Here is a 21035-nt window from a genome sequence, read left to right on the forward strand (position 1 = left end):
CATATAAATAAGGATGGTGATGGAAGATGCAAGGTGGAATGAATCCTTATTTACACAACGTACGTACAGCTAATACTGGTAAAGAAGCTACCATTACGGTGCAAGGTGAAGGCGTTATAAAAGCAAAACCAAATGTTGTTATATTAACGATTGGTATTCGTACAGATCATAAAAATGTAAAACAGGCACAAGAAGAGAATGCAGTGCAATCAAAACAATTATTGGATGCACTAAAACAACTAGGTATTGCCGAAAAAAATATAGAAACCATTTCATATACGATTACGCCCCAGTACGAATATGTAAATGATAAAGCATTACTACAAGGATATCGTGTGGAACATTTGTATGAAATTACCGTTTTAAATGTACAAAAAGCAGGGGAAGTATATGATATAGCCGTTTCAAATGGAGCAAACTTAGCAAAAGGGTTACGTTTTCGAATATCTCATCCAAATAAATATTATGAGCAAGCTCTTATTCAAGCTCTGCAACAAGCGGTAGAAAAAGCTCGTGCTATTGCGAGTACATACAATTTAAACATTAATCCAGTTCCACTCTCATTCGTTGAAGAATCCGCCCAATTACCACGGGAAGTGACGTCCTATGCTACTTTACATGCGCAAGCAGCTCCGCCCATTCAATCAGGAGAATTAGAAATCATTTCAACAATACGAGCCATTTTTACGTATTTATAAATAATTTCTTTTATAAGTAAACGTTATCATTTTCCTTGTTGTAAAAACATGATGTTCTGATATAATAAAGGACGGTGAGCTCTTACAAAAGAGATATCACGGGTGGGAGAGGGATATGAAAAAGAAGGTTTAACATGAAAGGAATACTTGAAAGAACATTTAAATTAGGTTTACACGAAACATCACCAAAACAAGAAGTTTTAGCTGGAGTTACGTCATTTTTCACAATCGTATATATTATGATTGTAAATGCATCAATTTTATCGGATGCTGGCATTCCTCTTGAAGCTGGAATTTTAGCAACTGTTTTCAGTTCATTTGTCGGATGTCTGCTCATGGCATTTTGGGCAAATGCACCTGCTATTCTTGTCCCTGGTATGGGCGTAAATGCATTCTTCACGTACACTGCTGTGCATACGCTCGGATTAGCTTGGCAGGAAGCATTAGCAGCTGTCTTCATCTCTGGTATTATTTTTGCAATTGCTGCGTTTACACCAATCGCTCGCTTGCTTTCAGTATCGATTCCAAAGTCATTAAAGGAAGCTATTACTGTCGGCATCGGATTATTTTTAGCATTTATCGGATTGCAAAAAGGTGGTTTAGTCGTTTCGAATCCAAATACTGCTGTTGCAATGGGTAAATTAAGTAACCCTGTCGTTCTTGCGACACTACTTACTCTTATCGTTGCACTTGTACTATTTATTCGTAACGTACGTGGAAGCTTTTTATGGACGATTGCAATAGGAACTGGTATTGCATGGCTATTTGGTCTTGTTGATACAAGTCAAATCGGAAATAGTTCATTCTCATTCGCTAATTACGGCGATGTGTTTGGAGCTATGTCATTTGGCAAACTTTCTTCCTTACCGTTTTGGATTGCAACATTCTCCTTAAGCATGGTGCTTATTTTTGAGAACATGGGACTTCTGCACGGTTTATTAGAAGATGACCGTAAATTCCCACGTGCTTACCAAGCCAATGCAATTTCAGCAATGACATGTGGTCTATTTGGCACAAGCCCTACCGTATCAACAGTAGAGAGTGCTGCAGGTATTACTGCAGGCGGAAAGACAGGTCTGACGTCTATCGTTACGGGGTTGTTATTCTTCGCATCACTGTTTGCACTTCCGTTTGTGAAACTAATTCCTGATAGTGCCATTGCACCAATCTTAATTATTATTGGCGGCCTGATGATTACAAGCATTCAGCAAATTCCTCTGAACGATTTTTCAGAAGGATTTCCAGCGTTCTTAATTATCGTCATGATCCCGCTCACATATAGTATCGCTGATGGCATTGCGTTCGGATTTATTGCTTATCCTATCTTAAAAGTTGCTCTTGGAAAGCGTAAAGAAGTCGCACCGTCTATGTATATCGTTACATGCTTATTCTTAGCCATGTTCGTATTACATGCTATTGGTTAAGTAAAAACACCGAGGAATTTTCCTCGGTGTTTTTTTACTTAAACCATCCTTTTTTATAAAACCAAGCCATCATCCCACCGCCAATTAGCGCCATTAGAAGTAGACAAATAAAATAACTATATTGTCCACCAAGCTCTGGCATATGCGTAAAGTTCATTCCGTATACTCCCGCAATAAATGTTAATGGCATGAAAATAGTCGAGAATACAGTTAATGTTTTCATAATGTTATTCATATGATGTGAGTTTAATGAAAAATAGCTATCCCGAATATCTGCCGTTAACTCGCGGCTTGCTTCAATCATTTCTGTCAGTTTAAGCAAATGGTCATGTATATCTTTAAAGTAAATCTCATGATCGCTTATACCGTAAAAACGAGTCGAATTTAAAATACGATACAATAAATCACGCATCGGAATGATTGTGCGCCTTAGCTTCGATAAATCTGTACGTATATCAAATACTTCTTCTAATACACTTCCTGCTGTCTCACCCGTTAAATTATCATCAATTGCATTTAAATGATCCTCAATGTAATATACAGGCGCAAAATAGTCATCTACAATTTGGTCGATAATTGTATGCGCTACGTGTAAAGGACTATTTTTAATACGCTTCTTTTCCCCAAGTGTTTTCCATACTCTTTCGATTGCATTGTTATGAGAAAAGTGGAAAGAAACAATAAAACGATCACTAATAAATAAATCAATCTCGTGCGGTTCTAATCCATCCTCACCAAATGCATGAAGAACTAAAAAGTTATATCCATCATAAAAATCAACTTTTGGTCTCTGTACATATTCTATACAGTCTTCAATTGCAAGGGGATGGAACTTAAAATGATCTTGCAAAATGTATGTATACTCTTCTTTCGTTGGCTTATATAAATCTAGCCAATACCATACAATATGGTCTTTCGTTGTTTCTTCTAGCGAAACATCATATAATACTTCATCTGTTTTTGTTATTGCACAAATTCTAATCATAATTTCACCCATTATTATTATAAACAAAAAATAGCAAAAAAAGCCAAGGAGAAATACTCCTTGGCCCTTTTTTATTATTCGGTAACGATGCCGTGCACTAATGTTGGTGCATCTACATGTTCGTTAGCAATCTTCATGTTCTCATAAATTTTTGCTTTTACATCGTCCACATTTTCACGGTTTGCGTAAATTGTAACAAGGGATTCACCTTTTTTCACGCTGTCCCCTACTTTTTTGCGAAGCATTAAGCCAACTGCTAAATCAATTTCAGATTCCTTCGTCGCACGTCCTGCTCCTAAAAGCATTGCTGCTGTTCCGATTTCATCTGCAACGATTTCTGATACATAACCGTCTTCCTTCGCTTCTACTTCAATTTTAAACTGTGCTTGTGGTAATTTAGAAGGATCATCAACAACAGAAGCATCGCCGCCTTGCGCTGATAAGAACGTTTTAAATGATTCTAGCGCTTTACCGTTGTTCATTACTTCAATTAATTTCTCACGTGCATCTTCTAAAGATGAAGCTTGTCCAGCAAGGTATACCATTTGACTTCCAAGCGTTAAACATAACTCTTCTAAATCTTTCGGTCCTTTACCTTGTAATGTATCAATTGCTTCTTGTACTTCAAGTGCGTTACCAATCGCCTCACCAAGTGGTTGACTCATATCAGAAATAACAGCCATCGTATTACGACCAACGTTATTACCAATGCGCACCATTGCTTCTGCTAAACGTTTTGCATCTTCATCTGTTTTCATAAATGCACCTGCTCCAGTTTTTACATCAAGAACAATTGCATCTGCACCAGCAGCAATTTTTTTACTCATAATCGAACTTGCAATAAGCGGAATTGAGTTTACTGTTGCCGTTACATCACGAAGTGCATATAACTTTTTATCCGCAGGTGTTAAGTTTCCACTTTGACCAATAACTGCGATTTTGTTTTCATTTACAAGTCGCATGAATTCATCATTTTCGATTTCAACATGGAATCCTGGAACTGCTTCTAATTTATCAATTGTACCACCAGTATGTCCTAACCCACGTCCAGACATTTTTGCAACCGGTACACCTAAAGCGGCTACTAATGGACCTAACACAAGTGTTGTTGTATCACCAACACCACCTGTTGAGTGCTTATCTACTTTTACCCCTTCAATAGCTGATAAGTCGATTGTATCACCGCTATTTACCATTGCCATAGTTAAATCAGCACGTTCTTGATCGTCCATATCTTGGAAGAAAATTGCCATTGCAAGTGAACTTACTTGGTAATCAGGAATATCACCATTCGTATATCCTTCAACAATAAAGTTAATTTCTTCTGTCGTTAGTGCATGTCCGTCACGTTTTTTTGCAATTAGGTCCACCATTCTCATTGTGAGGTCACCCCTTCATTTGTTTTACGATTGCTTTTACTAATGCTAAGAAGTTAGCTTTAACACGTTCTGTCGTTTCGATTACTTCATCGTGATGAAGTGGCTGATCTAAAATACCAGCTGCCATATTTGAAATACAAGAAATACCAAGTACTTTCATACCAGCATGACGCGCTACAATTACTTCAGGTACTGTTGACATACCAACTGCATCTCCGCCAAGTGTACGAAGCATACGAATTTCAGCAGGTGTTTCATATACAGGACCTGTCATTCCAACGTATACACCTTCTTGTACTTTAATATTTAAGTCCGCTGCAACTTGTTTCGCCATTTCACGAAGTTCTGTCGTATATGATGTAGACATATCAGGGAAACGTACGCCCATTTCAGAATCATTCGGTCCGATTAATGGATTTGTACCCATGAAGTTAATGTGGTCTGAAATTAACATAAGATCGCCTGGCTCAAATGATGTATTTACACCACCAGCTGCATTTGTTACAACAACTGTTTCTACACCTAGTTCTTTCATAACACGAACTGGGAATGTTACTTTTTGCATGTCGTATCCTTCATAGAAGTGGAAACGTCCTTGCATTGCTACTACTGTTACACCTTGAAGTGTACCGAATACTAGTTGACCTGCATGACCTTCTACAGTTGATACTGGGAATTCAGGGATTTCACTGTAAGGTACTGTTACTGCGTTCTCGATTTCATCTGCTAATACACCTAGTCCAGATCCAAGGATTAGTCCTACTTGTGGCGTTTCTTGAAATTTCTCTTTTAAGTATGAAGCTGATTTTGTAATAAGTTCACGATTCATTTGTTTATCCCCCTATTTCTTTAGCTCGTTTAAGAAGCTTGTTCCGTGTTCTGGCATTTTCACGCCGAAGTTTTCTGCTACCGTTGCACCAATATCAGCAAATGTTTGGCGAATTGATAATTCTTGTCCGCCATCTTTCATGCTTGGGCTATATGCTAATAACGGTACATATTCACGTGTATGATCAGTACCGTGGTGAACTGGATCATTACCGTGGTCTGCTGTAATTAATAATAAATCATCTTCTTTTAGTTTTTCGAATACTTCTGGAAGACGAGCATCATACTCTTGCAGAGCTTCTCCGTACCCTTGTGGATCACGGCGGTGTCCAAATAATGCATCAAAGTCAACTAAGTTCAAGAAGCTAAGACCTGTAAAGTCCATATTTAATGTATCTACAAGCTTATCCATTCCATCCATATTAGACTTCGTACGAAGTGACTCAGTTACACCTTCACCATCATATATGTCAGAGATTTTACCGATAGCAATAACATCGTAGTCACTATCTTTTAATTCATTCATTACCGTACGGCCGAATGGTTTTAATGCATAATCATGACGGTTTGGTGTACGTGTAAAGTTTCCAGGCTCACCAACGAATGGACGAGCGATAACGCGACCTACCATGTATTTCTCATCTAATGTTAATTCACGTGCAATTTTACAAATTTTATATAACTCATCAAGCGGCACTACTTCTTCGTGTGCTGCGATTTGTAATACGCTATCAGCAGAAGTGTAAACGATTAAAGATCCTGTTTCCATTTGCTCTTGACCAAGCTCATCAAGAATCTCAGTTCCAGAAGCTGGTTTATTACCGATGATTTTACGACCTGTTTTTTCTTCTAATTCATCAAGTAATTCTTTCGGGAAGCCTTCAGGGAAAACTTGGAATGGTGTATCAATGTAAAGACCCATAATTTCCCAGTGACCTGTCATTGTATCTTTACCAGTAGATTTCTCTTCCATTTTTGTATAATATCCAAGTGGTTTTTCTACTTTAGAGATACCTTTCATTTCACGAATGTTACCAAGACCTAATTTCACCATGTTAGGCATTTGTAACCCATTCATATGTTCAGCAATGTGACCAATTGTGTCAGATCCTAAATCACCAAATTGCTCAGCATCTGGTGCTTCACCGATTCCAACAGAATCCATTACGACTAGGAATATACGTTTATATTTATTCATAACTGCGACCTCCTATAAGTTCAGTTCTACTTCTTGTAGTATGTTCAAAACGCTATAAAGTGAAACTGTTCTCCATAAGAATTCTCTTTCGTTCTCATTGTCAAACAGTACTTCTTTAATTGATTCTCTAACCTATTTCGTTTACTTCGAAACGACTCAAAAACATTTCTAGTTTTTTCTAAGTCAGATGTCAGACATCTGATACAGATATCATAACATGTTTACGCTTTCTTTTTAATACATTTTCGTAGAATTTCTCATTTTCTTCACACTTCTATTGTAATCCATTATGCAAATAAGTGCTAATTATTTTATGATTTATTTCTTCATATAAAGTGAAACTTTGATTAGTAGGAGTTTAGTTCTTCTCCACTGATTATAAGCCCTCATCAATTGGACGTTTACGGAATAAAAATAAAAAGCAGCTCTAAAGAGCTGCTTTTTATTTTACTTCTACTGTTTCTTCTTTATGTTCATGTAGTTCGCCTTTTTTAACATGAACTTTCACTTTGTAAGAACCATTTTCTTTGAAAGTATGTTTCGTTTCATACTCTCCTTTATTTCCTTCTTTCGCTGGAATAAATTCGTGTTTTTCAACACCATCTTTCCAAATCTCAAGTTGTACTTCAGCACCAGTTAACGCTTCTTCTTTTTGTTTTAAATGAACTTTCATAGTCGATTCAGCATTTGCTTTTATATCACCAGCCATAAGATGGATCATTGTATCGCTTTTATGATCGCCATGCCCTGCACCGTGATGACTATTTTCTTTTTTCGCATCTTCTACTTTCGCATTTCCTACAGCCACTTTTACTTCTGGCATAACATGCATTTCACGTGCATTTGTGTGAGCGATAATATGGTATACTCCATCCGTCTCGAACGTTTTCTCTACTGCATAAACACCTTTTCCTTTATGCTTACCATCTAACATCTCGTGCTTTTCGTCGCCAGCTTTCCAAATTTCAAACTTTACATCATCAGCATCTGTTACTTTTTCTTTTCCTTGTGTAACAAGTGCTTGTACTTCTGTTTTTTCACCAGGTTTAATTTCTTTCGGATTTGTTTGAACTGCTACTTTTACAGCTTCTAGTTTCTGTTCTTTTTTCGGTTCTTCTTTGTTTGTATTACAGCCAGCCAATGCTAGCATCGCGATAAATAAAGTCATAATAAGTTTTTTCATCATCATTTCCTCCTTCATACCTTATTTAGTATAGAGGAAATACATTGTAATATTCTAGTCTTCTGCTGAAAACAATGTACGAAATGTTTGTGAAGTTTTTGTGAAGTACTGTAGCCTTTTGAATCTATGAAAAAAGAGCATAGTAACTATGCTCTCGGATGAAACTGTTTATATACATCTTTTAATCTAGCTTTTGAAACATGCGTATAAATTTGCGTCGTTGAAATATCTGCATGTCCAAGCATTTCTTGCACAGCACGCAAGTCTGCTCCATTTTCTAATAAATGCGTAGCAAAAGAATGGCGCAACGTATGCGGTGTAAGCTCTTTTTCAATATTTGCTTCTTTCGCCAATCGTTTTAAAATTTTCCAAAATCCTTGTCTTGATAATCGATTCCCATGATGGTTTAAAAAGAGTGCATCTACTACTTTTTTACCCATCAATTCTCTTCTTCCCTTTTCAATATACTTTTGAATCGCTTCCGTCGCTAAACTTCCTAGTGGAATAATTCTTTCTTTATTCCCTTTCCCTATGCAACGAACAAATCCCATCGTTAAATGTACATCTTCTAAATTTAAGGCAATTAATTCCGAAACACGAAGTCCTGTTGCATACAATAACTCTAGCATCGCCTTGTCACGAACCCCAAAAGCACTCGTCATTTTCGGTGTCTGAAGTAACGCCTCTACTTCATCGATTGATAGTACTTTCGGTAATTTCCGTTCTCCTTGCGGCGTTTCAATATGTACGGATGGGTCGTGCTCTACCGCCCGTTCACGAAGTAAAAATTGGTGAAACGAACGAATCGATGCAATATGACGTGCTAATGTTTTCGAAGATTTTCCGTTTTCTTTTAAGTGCTGCAGAAAATTAACAATGTGCAAGCGTGTTACTTCATGAAAGCTTTTCGCCTGTTCTACATTTTGCAAATACTTTACATAACTTTTTAAATCACGTTCATAAGATACTACTGTATTTTTCGCTAGCCCTTTTTCGACAACCATATAATGAATAAAATCTTTTAATTGATCTTCCAATCTACACTACTCCCCATTTTCATAGAAAAACATCATTCTATTTACGAAAGCATCCTTTGCCGGCTCTTCATTCCCTGATACTTTTTCTACAGTCTCTTCTTTTGGCTTTTCATAACGATGATAGCTTTCATATTCTTCATTTATCCATAGTATAGCGAAATAAAACAAAATCGTACAACTTGTAAATAATAAAAATACTTTTATCCCATCAAAAGTTAATTTTAAAGCTCGGCGCATTGTAAATTCCTCCAAAATATAAGTTATTACAACATATGCCAAGCTTTCACCAATTTATACCTTATTCAAATAAAAAACCTCTTCCTAGTTAAATAGGAAAAGGTTATTTTTCATCCGTTTCATTTTCTTGACAATTTTTACAAATCCCATGGAATGTTAAACGATGATCCTTCACCTTAAAGCTCCAGTCATGTTCTACTTTCCTTTCCACTTCACCAAGTAAATCTTCTTGTATTTCTTGTACAGCACCACATTGTGTACAAATCAAATGATGGTGGAAACGCTGCGCACCTTCTTGGCGTAAGTCATAGCGTGAAACACCGTCTCCGAAGTTAATCTTATCGACAACTTTTAACTCAGATAATAGTTCTAAAGTTCGATAGACGGTTGCTAATCCGATCTCTGGCGACTTTTCTTTTACAAGGAGGTAAACATCTTCTGCGCTTAAATGATCTTCTTCATTTTCTAGCAGCACACGAACTGTTGCTTCACGTTGCGGTGTTAATTTGTAGCTCGCTGCATGTAATTGCTTCTTAATTCGTTCAATTCTTTCTTCCATTCGGTACTACTCCCTCCTCGCCACTCTTACACCATTATATCAGAAGAAGGGCTTCTGTCAAAAGAAAAACAATAAAAACAAATTGATAATTATTCTCAAAAAGTATTTATTGTTTATTAATAGCCTCAACGACTTCTTTCATTAAAACTGGTGATGCATAAGCTTCTACACTAGAAGCAAGAGCTAACACTACTCCGATTACAAGAAAGAAGCATGTATAACGAATTAATAATGGTAATAGCGGTTCGGTTATTTTCCGAATAAATTGATGTCTAATCATGCGTAAGGAAAAGCTTGCAGCAATTGTTGTCATAACGAGAAATACTGGAATAATAATGAGATTTTGTGGCAATACAGAAACGAATGCTAATAATAATCCATTCCATCCATGCTGACTTACTAAAAAACCTACTGTAAATCCGACAACTACTCCTTTTACAAATAATAAAATAAAAATAAGTGGCAATCCAATAATTGAAATCCCCAAAATCCAAATAAATCCAATGTATTTTAATTGCGAAAAGTAACTTTCTCGAAACATTTCGCTCGCAACAGCAAATTCTCCTTTAGAAACTTGTCCAAAAAAACGTTGTAAATAAAATGATAAATCTTGTTTTTGATTTAATTGTAAACTATTTACAAGAATGGCCCCAAATATTACTCCCATCAATAATAAAACAGCGTTAAATATATATAATGAAGAGTTTTCCTGTATGTGAGACATTACACGGTCTTGCCAAGTTTTTCTCCACATTTTTCTTCCCTCCGTTCACACTCTTATTAAAAATGTATGAAAGAAAGAAAAAAGTATGACGAATTAACATTGAAATTCCGCTCTACTTTGCTAAACTAAAAAGTAGAGAATAGGAGGGATTTCTCTTGAAACCATTATTATTAGATTTTCCAACATTATTTCAAACTGAACGCTTACAAGTTCGTAAGCCATTTCCAGGTGATGGTGCAGAAGTGTATGAAGCAATCCAAGCTTCTCTAGAAGACTTAGTACCGTGGATGCCAATTAACGCTGAAACAGAAGAAAGTGCTGAAGAAATCGTTCGTAACGCTCACGGGCAGTTTTTACTTCGTGAAACACTTGATTTTCACTTATACGATAAAGTATCTGGTACATTCATCGGAGCTATAACGCTCAAGCCTGAAAACTGGGATATTCCAAAGTTTTCACTTCACTTCTGGCTGCATAGTGCTTATACAAAACAAGGCTATATGACTGAAGCCATTAAAGGTGCCATTCAATTTGCCTTTGATAAGCTAAGTGCTAGAAGAATTGAAATTCGTACTGATACAACAAATGCAAATGCATGTAACCTAGCAGAACGTTTAGAATTTATTCTAGAAGGTACAATGGAAAATGATTTCATAGCACCAGATGGTAGCTTACGTGATGCACGCGTATACGCAAAAATCAATTAAAAAACACTCGCCTTTGGCGAGTGTTTATTTTTGTAGTTGTAAATATTGTACTGCAAACATCGTCTTCGCATCATGAATACGAAGATCTTTCATAAGAATAATCGCTTCTTCTAACGATACTTCCATCAATTCTACGAATTCATCTTCATCTAACTCGGCTTTATTTTCTTTTTTCGTCAAACCTGTCGCTTTATATACATATAAAATTTCATCTGCAAATCCTGGAGATGTATAGAAAGAAGTAATAAGCTCCATATTTTCACATACATATCCTGTTTCCTCTTCTAATTCACGAACTGCTGTCACCTCAGGTTTTTCACCAGGTTCTAACTTGCCGGCCGGAATTTCTATAATCGCCTTTTCAAGCGCTTTACGATACTGCTCGACAAGCACAATTTTCCCCTCATCAGTAATAGCAATAATAGCAACTGCACCAGGGTGATTTACAATTTCACGTTTACTCATTGCTCCATTTGGTAATACTACATCATCAACACGAACTTTTATAACTCTACCATCAAAAATCGGTTCAGTTTTTACTGTTCTCTCTGCAAGATTACTCATACTACTTCATCTCCCTGTTCTATTTCCTATTCTTTCCTCATACATTTTACCACATTGAAAGGAGCGTGATAGAAATGAAAGTTTATATTTTACCAAATCGCGTCACTTTAGTCGGAAAAGCATGGCAAATTCGCCATAAGCTAAAACAATATGGAAAAGAGTATACAACTGTACAAGAGTGGATTACAGCAAATAAAAAGTAAACGTTTGTCAACCTCTTTTCCCTTGCGTACAATAAAGGTAAGGAGGTTGACCTATGAAAAAACGTCAATTAGGAAACTCAGATTTGTTTGTGACAGAAATGGGACTTGGCTGTATGTCTCTCGGTACATCTGAAACAGAAGCTATGCGTATTATCGATGAAGCAATCGATTTAGGAATCAATTTTTTTGATACAGCGGATTTATATGATTATGGATTAAACGAAGAATTTGTTGGAAAAGCCTTAAAAGGGAAACGAGACCAAATTGTTCTTACAACAAAAGTTGGAAATCGATGGACAGAAGAAAAAAACGGGTGGTCTTGGGATCCTTCTAAAAGTTACATAAAGGCTGAAGTGAAAGAAAGTTTACGTAGACTTCAAACTGATTATATTGATCTTTATCAACTTCACGGCGGGACGATTGAAGATCCAATAGATGAAACAATTGAAGCCTTTGAAGAATTAAAAAAAGAAGGTATTATTCGTCATTACGGTATTTCTTCTATACGTCCAAATGTTATCCGTGAATATGCTAAACGTTCCAATATCGTTAGTGTGCTAATGGAATATAGCCTTTTAAATCGTCGCCCTGAAGAATGGTTCCCACTTCTAAGTGAACATCAAATTAGCATTATTGCTCGTGGGCCACTTGCAAAAGGAATTTTAACTGATAATAATGCAAGAAAGATAGAAAGAGTAAAAGAAAAGAATTATCTTTCTTATTCTTACGATGAATTATATGCGACACTTGCGAATGTAAAAGAAATAATCGGAGAAAGCTCTTTAACAGGAACAGCTATTCAATATTGCTTACATAACGAAACTGTTGCAGCTGTTATACCTGGTGCAAGCTCTATTGGGCAATTGAAAGAAAATGGCCAGGCTAGTAAACAAACACAGTTAACAACAGCTCAATATATACAACTTCAGCAAATTGCTAAATGTGATACTTACGCTTTACATCGTTAAAAAGACGCTACCATACTGGTAGCGTCTTTTTATAGCGTATCATATTTATCCGGATTCGTTCCTACATGTAAATTACGATTTAACGTATTAATTTGAGTCATCTCTTCTTCCGTTAATGAAAAATCAAAGATAGAAAAATTCTCCTTAATGCGAGATGGTGTAACAGATTTAGGAATCGTCACTACCCCGCTCTGAATATCCCATCTTAATATAACTTGCGCAGGTGTTTTTTCATATTTCGTAGCAATGGCCTGAATAATCGGGTTCTCGAATACTTCCCCGCCTCTCATTAATGGGCTCCATGCTTCCATTTGAATTTGCTCACCTTGACAGAAATTACGCAATTCAAATTGCGCTAACATCGGATGAAGTTCCACTTGGTTGACCATCGGCTTCACTTTACAATTTGGTAATAACAGTTCTAAATGATGTTTATGAAAATTTGAAACACCAATTGCGCGCACTTTACCTTCTTCATACAGTTTTTCTAGCGCTCGGTACGTATCGACATACTTCCCTCTTATTGGCCAATGTATTAAATATAAATCTACATAGTCCATTTGTAATTTCTTTAAGCTTTTTTCAAACGCCTCAAGTGTTTCCTCGTATCCTTGATCGTCGTTCCAAATTTTTGTTGTAATAAATATGTCTTCTCTCGGAATCCCTGATTCACGAACCGCTTCTCCGACACCGCTTTCATTTTCATATACAGTTGCTGTATCAATCGAACGATATCCAACTTCTAACGCTGTTTTTACTGCTTGTTTTACTTCATCGCCTTCTTTCGCTTTATAAACGCCTAGACCAATCATCGGCATTTTTACGCCATTATGAAGTGTAGTTGTTGGAATGTGCACAGTCGTCTCCCTTTCATTCTTACATTTTTTATAAGCTACCACTTTATTTCAACAAGATTCAACCAAAAAGTCAAAACATATGTACAGTTTACATAATAATTTTATACACTAAAACGCAAACTCAATTATTCATATTTCCTTCTCTCCATTCTTTCGCTTTTTCATCAACACTACGCACAAACTCATTTTTTCCTTCCGTATATAACGTGCCATCATATGTATATTTTTCGGCTAATTCTTTCTTTAAGGTTGCATATGCCTCTGCTTCTTCACAATGAGCCATCATATAATCACGAAACGCTAAATGCCTTACTATCTCAGGATTTCCTTTTTCAAAAACGTGTAAGTGATACGAGCGTTTTTCCTCAGTTCCATGAATAAAATAACGACGTCTTGAAATACCATTTTCCCCTTTTACGATATAACCAAGCTCTTCAAAACGTTCATTCCAATGATCTACTCTGTCGATACACTCTACTTCCATAATCATATCTATAATTGGTTTAGCTGCCAGTCCTGGCACTGATGTACTTCCAATATGATGGACTTTCACCCTTTCTGGCATCGCCGATTTTAATCGTTCGGCCTCTATTTGAAATTTTTCATTCCAATGATTTTCATGCGGAACGACTACAATTTTTCTCATTAAAACTCCCCTTTTCTTACAAGCTCGTCAAAAAAATGATCAGCGGTATGCACTGATCATTTTTTATATTATTTAAAGTCTTTCCAAGTAAGGCTACTTTCACTTAACAGTTCTTCAAATGATTTATTTTTTTCACGTTCTTTTTGTTCTCGGCGCTTTCTTTCCAGTTCAGCTGCCTCTTTTTCTTCTTCTCTCACTTGCAATTCTTTCTTCTTATTCTTTAATTGCTGCATGAGTGAATCATTTAATTGATCGCCTAATGTAAGCGACTCTTTCTCTGGTCTATTCACTTGCGATTGTCTTTGCATTTGTCTTTGTTTCTTTTTCTTCATGCTACTCACCTTTTACTTTTTTCTCCATTATAGTAGATATACAATGAACTCGACAATAAAAAAGGTTCGTTACTCTATCATTCACTTTTTGTAAATATGTTAATTTTTCGAAAAAACTAAATTTTTATATAGATATAATCCTATGAATCTATTAAAATTATGTCGTATGATGTCAGATTATAAAAAAGGAGAATTAAATTATGTGGAAAAAAATCATTCCTGCTGTTGCCGTTTTAAGCACCATTACTTTTTCAAGCGTATTTGCCGCTCCCCCATCCCAGACTCCAGCTGAACAAAACCGCTACGTAGACGTACAAATGCTTGGTATTAATGATTTCCATGGACAACTAGATACTGTTAAAAAAATTAATAACAAAGAAGCTGGTGGCGCTGAGTACTTAGCCACTTATTTAAAAGAACGTAAAAAACAAAACCCTAATACACTTCTCGTACATGCTGGCGATATTGTCGGAGCTAGTCCACCAGTTTCAGCGTTGTTACAAGATGAACCAACAATTGAATTTTTAAATGACTTAAAATTCGATGTTGGTACAATCGGAAACCATGAATTTGATGAAGGTATCGATGAAATGAAACGCCTCATTTACGGTGGATATCACGAGAAAACAGGTAATTTCAAAGGTGCTAACTTCCCTTATGTCGCTGCTAACTTCTATAACAAATCAACTGGTCGCTTATTTTTACCACCATTTACTGTAAAAATGGTAGATGGTGTTCCTGTAGGATTCATTGGCGTTGTTACAACTGATACGCCAAATGTCGTGATGCCTACTATGCTTAAAAATGTACAGATCACTGACGAAGTAGAAGCAATTAATAAATCAACGCAACAATTAAAGCGTCTCGGTGTTAAATCCATCGTCGTCCTTGCCCATGTCGGCGGAACAACTGATGAGTCTGGCGTGACAAATGGAGACCTTACTCGAATTGCAAATGAAACAGACTCGGAAGTTGATGTTATTTTCGGTGGACATAGTCACACGTATGTAAATGGTACTGTAAATAATAAACTAATCGTCCAAGCGAACTCTTATGGAACAGCTTTCTCAGACGTAGATGTAACAATTGATCGTAAAACAAAAGATATTGTAAAGAAAAAAGCTGAAGTGATTACAACATATCATGAAGGTGTGGAACCTGATAAACAAGTAAAACAAAAAATAGATCAATATAAAGAAACAATCGCACCACTTGTAAATGAAGTTGTAGGAAAATCTACAGCACCTATCGACCGTAAACAAAATGATGCTGGTGAATCTACTCTTGGGAATGTAATTGCCGACGCACAGCGTCAAACGATGCAAGCTCAAATCGCACTTATGAATCCTGGTGGCATTCGTAATGACTTAGATGCTGGCGATATTACTTGGGGCGAATTATATGGCATTCAGCCTTTTGGAAACCAATTGATTAAAGTAGATTTAACAGGTCAAGATATTCGCGACATTTTAAATCAACAATGGCAAAAAGGAACAACAAGAATGCTTCAAATTTCAGGTATTCAATATACGTGGGATGCAAATAAACCAAGCGGTGAAAAGGTTACGAATATACGCTTAACAAATGGCGAAGAGTTATCTCCATCTAAAACGTATAGCGTAGTTGCGAATGCTTTCTTAGCTTCTGGCGGTGACGGATTCGTATCATTTAAAAATGGGAAGAATTCAGAAACTGGTCCAAACGACTTTGAAGCGCTAGTCGATTATGTAAAACAATTAAAAGAACCAATTCAGCCAGTTATTGATGGAAGAATTCAAAAGATAAATTAAGTATTTCCCTAATATGCGACCCAGATTTTTATTGTAAAGGATACGCACTTATACTTAATCCACAACATTAGTAAAACCTAAAAAGGATACTCGTTCTTACAATGAACATAGTATCCTTTTCTTTAGTTATCAAAATGTGATGTTTTGTTAAAATCATATTGTTGTAAAAATTGTTGTAACGCCTCTTCTACAAGTTTAGATTTTTGAATTCCTTTCGCTTCTGATATAATGTCTAGTTTTGCTAATATTTCTTTATTAATAGAAAAGGTACGTTTCTTTTTTTCTGTACTTATACTCATAATGGGCACAATTACTTCTTCTCTCTTTCTTAATAACTCATAAATACTTTGTAATTGCTCATAAATTAATAATTGATAATCCGTTGTCGCATATTGAAGGGCTGTCGCTTCTTGGAGTTGTAAGTGACGCGGTTCTTCTCCATCTCCTACAAAAATACGTTTCTTCTGTTCTCCATCATATTCGTATCCAATCAATCTTAATTTCTTTGATAATGTATATGGGCTTATTTCAAGACGTTTTGCTATAATAGCGATGGATTCACGTCTATTTAAGCAATCTATAATTTCTCCAATCGTCACAATTTCCCTCCTCCCGTGTTGAAATGACACTAGTATGGTATGTTACAATGATTTTCTAACAGTATATGCAAAACAAATAGCCTGTGCGATTCATACGATTTCAGAAAAGGAGGATTTCCATATGCTTTTTCGTAGCTATACCCCACAGTTTTATAATGAAAATAAACAACTCATTCCTAATAGTATTGCTACGATGGAAAGCGTTATGATCCATAATCGAAAACAAACTCTCCTTATACGCGGGCAAAACATAGAGCAGCCAATTTTATTATGCTGTCATGGCGGACCTGGCATGGCACAAATTGGATTTATTCGTCATTTTCAAAAAGAATTGGAGAAACACTTCATCGTTATTAATTGGGATCAGCGCGGGGCAGGTAAATCCTTTTCAATGAAAGATTTCGGAGCAAATTTTACAATCGAACAATTCGTTTCCGATGCAAAAGAAGTGATTCAATATGTACTTAAAAAGTTCAATAAACAGAAACTATTTCTCGCTGGTCATTCTTGGGGAAGCATTATTGGGCTTAACATAGCACATCAATATCCACAGTATATCGAGGCTTACATCGGTATTGGGCAGATTGTACATATGAAACAAAACGAAGAATTGCTATATCAGCATTTAATTCGTTCTGCAAAAAAACATGATCATAAAAAAGCATTAGCGTCCCTTTTGAAATTAGGCAAACCACCATTTTTAGATACAAGACGCCTTATTATTCAAAGAAAGTGGCTTGGCACATTCGGCGGAGCAATCCAAAACGGATCTTCCTTTTCTTTCATACGAAAAGGCTTCTTTTCCCCTGAATATACGCTATTAGATTGGTTCAAGTTTCTCGCAGGAAATTTAAAATCTGGCGTTTTATGGGAAGAAATGTTGACAATCGATTTCTTTTCTTCTATTTCAAGCTTATCTATTCCGGTTTATTTTTGTTCTGGTCGCTATGATTATCAAACTCCTTATGCTCTCGTTCAGGAATATTGTGATGTGATAGAAGCCCCCATAAAAAAAATGATTTGGTTCCCAAATTCAGCACATTCTCCTGATTTAGAAGAACCAGAATTATTCGCCAATTCTTTACAATCAATTAAACAAGGGCTAGCTTTTCAACATTAGTAACAAAAGGCTCTTTTACATTTCATAGAAAACAATTTATAATAATATGTCGCAACTATGTATAAATCTAGCAAAGTGCTTCATATTTACTTGCCTTAACACAATAAAATTTTAGGGAGATTACATTTATTATGAATGCTGTACTCGTCGCAGTAGCAGTTATGCTATTGCTTAGTTTGTTACGTGTCCAGGTCATTGTCGCCATCATTGTTGGAGCTTTAACAGGCGGAATTATCGGTGGACTCGGTATTTCAGAAACTATTAACACTTTTACAACTGGCCTTGGAAACAGTGCTCCAATCGCTTTAAGTTATGCAATGCTTGGCGGTTTCGCTATTTCCCTTTCCAAAACAGGACTTCCAGATGCCATGATTCAAACTGCACTAAAATGGATTGGCAATGAACAAGACACGAAAAAACAAGTTTATTCTAAAATACTTATTTTATTCATCATTTTAACGATGGCTTGTTTCTCACAAAATGTGATTCCTGTTCATATCGCTTTCATCCCTATCTTAATTCCAGCACTTTTAAAAGTATTAAATGAGCTGAAAGTGGATCGCCGACTTGTTACATGTATTATTACATTCGGATTGATTACTCCTTATATGTGGATTCCAGCAGGGTTCGGAAAAATTTATCATGACGTATTGCAAACAAATGCTGCGCAAAGTGGTCTTACATTTGATGTCGCACTTATTCCAAAAGCAATGACTATTCCAGCAATCGGTATGATTATTGGATTATGTGTAGCGGTATTCATTACGTACCGGGAACCTCGTACGTATGAAACAGAACAAGTTCATACTACCGCAAATGAAATCGTTCCCTATACAACACGTAGCATTACTTTCGGATTGTTATCTATCATAGCCACATTAACTGTTCAATTAGCAACAGAATCAATGATTTTCGGTGCTTTAGCGGGGATTATCGTCTTATCAGTAAGTGGTAGTCTACCTCTTAAAGAAGCAGATGCGATATTAACAAGCGGAATGCGCATGATGTCCTTTATCGGTTTTGTTATGATCGCTGCCGCTGGATTTGGCGCTGTTCTTCGAAAAACAGGACATGTTGAATCTCTTGTGCAAACGAGTGCACATATAATTGGAAATAACAAACCACTCGCTGCATTTCTTATGCTTGTGATTGGACTTCTCGTTACGATGGGAATTGGTTCATCCTTTTCAACCATCCCTATTTTAACAACAATTTTTGTGCCTCTTTGCATGCAGCTTGGATTTAGTCCAATGGCCACAATTGCAATTATCGGTACAGCTGGAGCGCTAGGCGATGCGGGATCTCCAGCATCAGATAGTACACTTGGGCCAACATCCGGTTTAAATGCTGATGGTCAACACCATCATATATGGGATACATGTGTACCAACTTTTCTGCATTATAATATACCGTTACTTATATTCGGCTTTATTGCCGCAATTACATTATAAAAGGTGCGTTTTATACGCACCTTTTACTTTTTTATTTTTTCTTTTAATTGTTGTAAAGCTATTTTCCCATTTTCTTCGGCGCAACTTTCAATTTTCATGAGTGACGAGCCTATCCATTCACTGTCTATGCTCCCGTTCGGTCCAATAATTTTCAACTTATCCGGTATACGGATATTGAAATTTTTCGCTGCTTGAATTAACTCAAAAGTAACCTTTTCACTTGAAGTTACAATTCCATCTATATACGGGTAAGTTTGTAAGAATGTAATAAACTGTTTATTCGTATACCCTTGTACACATACTTCTCGATAAGAGATCCCTTCCTCCCAAACAGCGTCTAAAAATCCTGATATGCGCTCTTCCATTTCTTCACTATCTTCTCCCTCATCGAAATAAGCAAGAAATTGACAGCCTTTTTCTTTTAATAAAGAAACCGTTCTTTGTCCACTTTCATAATAATTTGCATGGGATTTTTGTTCATCAATCACAACAAACGGAAGTGGAATTTCTCCTATACTTTTAAAAACGGATCTTGTTAAAATAACACCTGCAACGTTATTTTCCTTCAACATATATATGTATCTATCTTTATTCTCTATATTACAAACAATGATTTGATATCCTTCTTTATATGCTATTTCCTCAATACAATGTAGCAAAGGGATGTTTGATAGGTCATATAGATTATCTACAAGTAATGCAATTATCGTTGAATTCTCTTTAAATAATGGCTTTGCTGCATTATTTGGCCTATAACGTAATTCCCCAATTGCTTCCTTTACTTGTTTTACTGTGTCCTCATGAACGTATCCTTTTTCATTAATAACTCGTGAAACGGTTGCGACTGAAACACCTGCCAATTTTGCAACATCACGTATAGTTGCCACATCGTCACCCCTTAATATGGTAATAGATTACAATTTTACGGTAACCTAAATTACAATATTCGTCAAGGTTAATAACTTATATTTCTGAAAATTGTTACATCATTTTATTAAACGATACTCCAACTGTATTTCATGTAAAATTGGGATGTTATCATATCCGATACGCGGAATTTCTTTCTTTATTTTTCGTGCCTCTTCCACTGCATTCACATATAAATTAGTCATCACAAAATTACGTTTTTGGTAAAAACGTAACGCATTCATATTATCATTTGTTGTTATGAGCCAAACCCGCCCGCACCGTTCTTCTTCTGCAAATTGTAATACACAATCTACAAGTTTCGTCCCTATTCCTTTTCTTTCTTCAAAGCTATCTAACGATACAATTTCACACATATTTCCGGTCACTTCATACGTTATAATTCCGATTATTCTGTCATCCAAGAGCGCAACAAATCCTGGCAACTCTTCTAACTGATGCCCCTTACCACGTGAAACCATCAATGAACTCCCCCAGTTCTCACACATGAACATTCGGATTGTTTCTTTCATCGCTGGCGTAATTTTTTGTATATACACCATTTCCTATTTCTCCCCTTTTCTATCATTGTGATACAATGTAAGTGTATCACATGTAACGGTATTTGGAGGATGAGGTA

Annotated in this window: 24 protein-coding genes; 8 read left to right on the forward strand and 16 right to left on the reverse strand. The window is 36.2% G+C overall.

All coding sequences use genetic code 11. The annotated features are described in order from the left end of the window. The first annotated feature begins 26 nt into the window (after positions 1-26). Together AC1DMU_RS01925 and AC1DMU_RS01930 are read left to right on the forward strand one after the other, a co-directional pair. Positions 27-698, forward strand: coding sequence for an SIMPL domain-containing protein (locus tag AC1DMU_RS01925; protein WP_060488353.1), 672 nt, complete (start codon positions 27-29; stop codon positions 696-698). Positions 699-832: 134 nt separating this feature from the next. After that, on the forward strand, positions 833-2122 hold the full coding sequence (locus AC1DMU_RS01930) for an NCS2 family permease (RefSeq protein ID WP_060488352.1): 1290 nt from the start codon (positions 833-835) through the stop codon (positions 2120-2122). Positions 2123-2156: 34 nt separating this feature from the next. Here AC1DMU_RS01930 and corA read toward each other — a convergent pair whose 3' ends face one another. From corA to spoIIM, 9 genes are all read right to left on the reverse strand, one after another. Next, entirely contained in the window at positions 2157-3119 is a 963-nt protein-coding gene (corA, locus tag AC1DMU_RS01935; protein WP_060488448.1) for a magnesium/cobalt transporter CorA, read from the reverse strand. Positions 3120-3181: 62 nt separating this feature from the next. Beyond that, a complete protein-coding gene (locus tag AC1DMU_RS01940) occupies positions 3182-4486 on the reverse strand; it encodes a pyrimidine-nucleoside phosphorylase (protein WP_088064349.1) in 1305 nt (434 codons plus the stop codon). Between the two features lie 7 nt (positions 4487-4493). Further along, positions 4494-5315, reverse strand: a complete 822-nt coding sequence (locus AC1DMU_RS01945; protein WP_001078444.1) for a purine-nucleoside phosphorylase — start codon at positions 5313-5315, stop codon at positions 4494-4496. 12 nt (positions 5316-5327) lie between these two features. Continuing rightward, positions 5328-6512 carry a phosphopentomutase gene (gene deoB / locus AC1DMU_RS01950; protein WP_048546267.1) on the reverse strand — a complete coding sequence of 395 codons (1185 nt, stop codon included), beginning with the start codon at positions 6510-6512 and terminating at the stop codon, positions 5328-5330. A gap of 442 nt (positions 6513-6954) precedes the next feature. Beyond that, positions 6955-7698: a FixH family protein gene (locus AC1DMU_RS01955; RefSeq protein ID WP_137013664.1), complete on the reverse strand. Its 744-nt coding sequence runs from the start codon at positions 7696-7698 to the stop codon at positions 6955-6957. Between the two features lie 143 nt (positions 7699-7841). Then, positions 7842-8732 (reverse strand): site-specific tyrosine recombinase XerD, encoded by an 891-nt coding sequence (gene xerD, locus AC1DMU_RS01960; RefSeq protein ID WP_000390083.1) that lies wholly within the window; start codon positions 8730-8732, stop codon positions 7842-7844. 6 nt (positions 8733-8738) lie between these two features. Next, positions 8739-8969 carry a YqzK family protein gene (locus tag AC1DMU_RS01965; RefSeq protein WP_001250432.1) on the reverse strand — a complete coding sequence of 77 codons (231 nt, stop codon included), beginning with the start codon at positions 8967-8969 and terminating at the stop codon, positions 8739-8741. A gap of 103 nt (positions 8970-9072) precedes the next feature. Next, positions 9073-9528 carry a ferric iron uptake transcriptional regulator gene (fur, locus tag AC1DMU_RS01970; RefSeq protein WP_000392655.1) on the reverse strand — a complete coding sequence of 152 codons (456 nt, stop codon included), beginning with the start codon at positions 9526-9528 and terminating at the stop codon, positions 9073-9075. Positions 9529-9634: 106 nt separating this feature from the next. Then, positions 9635-10252 carry a stage II sporulation protein M gene (spoIIM, locus tag AC1DMU_RS01975; protein ID WP_223261357.1) on the reverse strand — a complete coding sequence of 206 codons (618 nt, stop codon included), beginning with the start codon at positions 10250-10252 and terminating at the stop codon, positions 9635-9637. 155 nt (positions 10253-10407) lie between these two features. Here spoIIM and AC1DMU_RS01980 point away from each other — a divergent pair, with 155 nt between their 5' ends. Then, complete coding sequence (locus AC1DMU_RS01980; RefSeq protein ID WP_476941459.1) at positions 10408-10959, forward strand: GNAT family N-acetyltransferase; 552 nt, start codon at positions 10408-10410, stop codon at positions 10957-10959. 24 nt (positions 10960-10983) lie between these two features. On the opposite strand, the gene AC1DMU_RS01985 is transcribed toward AC1DMU_RS01980, so the two are convergent. Then, the gene (locus tag AC1DMU_RS01985; RefSeq protein WP_000067040.1) at positions 10984-11523 is read right to left on the reverse strand and encodes an NUDIX domain-containing protein; all 540 of its coding nucleotides are present in this window, start codon (positions 11521-11523) and stop codon (positions 10984-10986) included. A 74-nt stretch (positions 11524-11597) separates the two neighbouring features. Between AC1DMU_RS01985 and mciZ the strand changes: the two genes are divergently transcribed. Then, positions 11598-11726 carry a Z-ring formation inhibitor MciZ gene (gene mciZ, locus AC1DMU_RS01990; protein ID WP_000870295.1) on the forward strand — a complete coding sequence of 43 codons (129 nt, stop codon included), beginning with the start codon at positions 11598-11600 and terminating at the stop codon, positions 11724-11726. A 53-nt stretch (positions 11727-11779) separates the two neighbouring features. Beyond that, entirely contained in the window at positions 11780-12694 is a 915-nt protein-coding gene (lolS, locus tag AC1DMU_RS01995; protein WP_088064351.1) for an aldo/keto reductase, read from the forward strand. 29 nt (positions 12695-12723) lie between these two features. On the opposite strand, the gene AC1DMU_RS02000 is transcribed toward lolS, so the two are convergent. The 3 genes from AC1DMU_RS02000 to AC1DMU_RS02010 form a co-directional block, all read right to left on the reverse strand. After that, positions 12724-13551, reverse strand: a complete 828-nt coding sequence (locus AC1DMU_RS02000; protein WP_088064352.1) for an aldo/keto reductase — start codon at positions 13549-13551, stop codon at positions 12724-12726. Between the two features lie 121 nt (positions 13552-13672). Beyond that, positions 13673-14197 carry a GrpB family protein gene (locus AC1DMU_RS02005; RefSeq protein ID WP_088064353.1) on the reverse strand — a complete coding sequence of 175 codons (525 nt, stop codon included), beginning with the start codon at positions 14195-14197 and terminating at the stop codon, positions 13673-13675. Positions 14198-14265: 68 nt separating this feature from the next. Further along, positions 14266-14529 (reverse strand): YqkE family protein, encoded by a 264-nt coding sequence (locus AC1DMU_RS02010; protein ID WP_000727564.1) that lies wholly within the window; start codon positions 14527-14529, stop codon positions 14266-14268. A 200-nt stretch (positions 14530-14729) separates the two neighbouring features. On the opposite strand from AC1DMU_RS02010, the gene AC1DMU_RS02015 reads away from it, so the two are divergent. Further along, complete coding sequence (locus AC1DMU_RS02015) at positions 14730-16319, forward strand: bifunctional metallophosphatase/5'-nucleotidase (protein ID WP_088064354.1); 1590 nt, start codon at positions 14730-14732, stop codon at positions 16317-16319. 122 nt (positions 16320-16441) lie between these two features. Here AC1DMU_RS02015 and AC1DMU_RS02020 read toward each other — a convergent pair whose 3' ends face one another. Beyond that, positions 16442-16918 carry a ribbon-helix-helix domain-containing protein gene (locus AC1DMU_RS02020; protein WP_088064355.1) on the reverse strand — a complete coding sequence of 159 codons (477 nt, stop codon included), beginning with the start codon at positions 16916-16918 and terminating at the stop codon, positions 16442-16444. Between the two features lie 121 nt (positions 16919-17039). On the opposite strand from AC1DMU_RS02020, the gene AC1DMU_RS02025 reads away from it, so the two are divergent. Continuing rightward, positions 17040-18038: an alpha/beta fold hydrolase gene (locus tag AC1DMU_RS02025; RefSeq protein ID WP_476941460.1), complete on the forward strand. Its 999-nt coding sequence runs from the start codon at positions 17040-17042 to the stop codon at positions 18036-18038. A 131-nt stretch (positions 18039-18169) separates the two neighbouring features. Continuing rightward, positions 18170-19489: a Na+/H+ antiporter family protein gene (locus tag AC1DMU_RS02030; protein ID WP_088064357.1), complete on the forward strand. Its 1320-nt coding sequence runs from the start codon at positions 18170-18172 to the stop codon at positions 19487-19489. A 23-nt stretch (positions 19490-19512) separates the two neighbouring features. Here AC1DMU_RS02030 and AC1DMU_RS02035 read toward each other — a convergent pair whose 3' ends face one another. Together AC1DMU_RS02035 and AC1DMU_RS02040 are read right to left on the reverse strand one after the other, a co-directional pair. Further along, positions 19513-20376 (reverse strand): LacI family DNA-binding transcriptional regulator, encoded by an 864-nt coding sequence (locus tag AC1DMU_RS02035; RefSeq protein WP_060488343.1) that lies wholly within the window; start codon positions 20374-20376, stop codon positions 19513-19515. A 99-nt stretch (positions 20377-20475) separates the two neighbouring features. After that, positions 20476-20958, reverse strand: a complete 483-nt coding sequence (locus tag AC1DMU_RS02040) for a GNAT family N-acetyltransferase (protein WP_088064358.1) — start codon at positions 20956-20958, stop codon at positions 20476-20478. Positions 20959-21035: the final 77 nt, after the last annotated feature.

The sequence above is a fragment of the Bacillus sp. 01N45 genome, from assembly GCF_056399205.1.

Coding starts and splice junctions, on each gene's coding strand:
- AC1DMU_RS01925 (WP_060488353.1), top strand. CDS start 27: ATGCAAGGTGGAATGAATCCTTATTTACACAACGTACGTACAGCTAAT.
- AC1DMU_RS01930 (WP_060488352.1), top strand. CDS start 833: ATGAAAGGAATACTTGAAAGAACATTTAAATTAGGTTTACACGAAACA.
- corA (WP_060488448.1), bottom strand. CDS start 3,119: ATGGGTGAAATTATGATTAGAATTTGTGCAATAACAAAAACAGATGAA.
- AC1DMU_RS01940 (WP_088064349.1), bottom strand. CDS start 4,486: ATGAGAATGGTGGACCTAATTGCAAAAAAACGTGACGGACATGCACTA.
- AC1DMU_RS01945 (WP_001078444.1), bottom strand. CDS start 5,315: ATGAATCGTGAACTTATTACAAAATCAGCTTCATACTTAAAAGAGAAA.
- deoB (WP_048546267.1), bottom strand. CDS start 6,512: ATGAATAAATATAAACGTATATTCCTAGTCGTAATGGATTCTGTTGGA.
- AC1DMU_RS01955 (WP_137013664.1), bottom strand. CDS start 7,698: ATGATGAAAAAACTTATTATGACTTTATTTATCGCGATGCTAGCATTG.
- AC1DMU_RS01965 (WP_001250432.1), bottom strand. CDS start 8,969: ATGCGCCGAGCTTTAAAATTAACTTTTGATGGGATAAAAGTATTTTTA.
- fur (WP_000392655.1), bottom strand. CDS start 9,528: ATGGAAGAAAGAATTGAACGAATTAAGAAGCAATTACATGCAGCGAGC.
- spoIIM (WP_223261357.1), bottom strand. CDS start 10,252: ATGTCTCACATACAGGAAAACTCTTCATTATATATATTTAACGCTGTT.
- AC1DMU_RS01985 (WP_000067040.1), bottom strand. CDS start 11,523: ATGAGTAATCTTGCAGAGAGAACAGTAAAAACTGAACCGATTTTTGAT.
- mciZ (WP_000870295.1), top strand. CDS start 11,598: ATGAAAGTTTATATTTTACCAAATCGCGTCACTTTAGTCGGAAAAGCA.
- lolS (WP_088064351.1), top strand. CDS start 11,780: ATGAAAAAACGTCAATTAGGAAACTCAGATTTGTTTGTGACAGAAATG.
- AC1DMU_RS02005 (WP_088064353.1), bottom strand. CDS start 14,197: ATGAGAAAAATTGTAGTCGTTCCGCATGAAAATCATTGGAATGAAAAA.
- AC1DMU_RS02010 (WP_000727564.1), bottom strand. CDS start 14,529: ATGAAGAAAAAGAAACAAAGACAAATGCAAAGACAATCGCAAGTGAAT.
- AC1DMU_RS02015 (WP_088064354.1), top strand. CDS start 14,730: ATGTGGAAAAAAATCATTCCTGCTGTTGCCGTTTTAAGCACCATTACT.
- AC1DMU_RS02025 (WP_476941460.1), top strand. CDS start 17,040: ATGCTTTTTCGTAGCTATACCCCACAGTTTTATAATGAAAATAAACAA.
- AC1DMU_RS02030 (WP_088064357.1), top strand. CDS start 18,170: ATGAATGCTGTACTCGTCGCAGTAGCAGTTATGCTATTGCTTAGTTTG.
- AC1DMU_RS02040 (WP_088064358.1), bottom strand. CDS start 20,958: ATGGTGTATATACAAAAAATTACGCCAGCGATGAAAGAAACAATCCGA.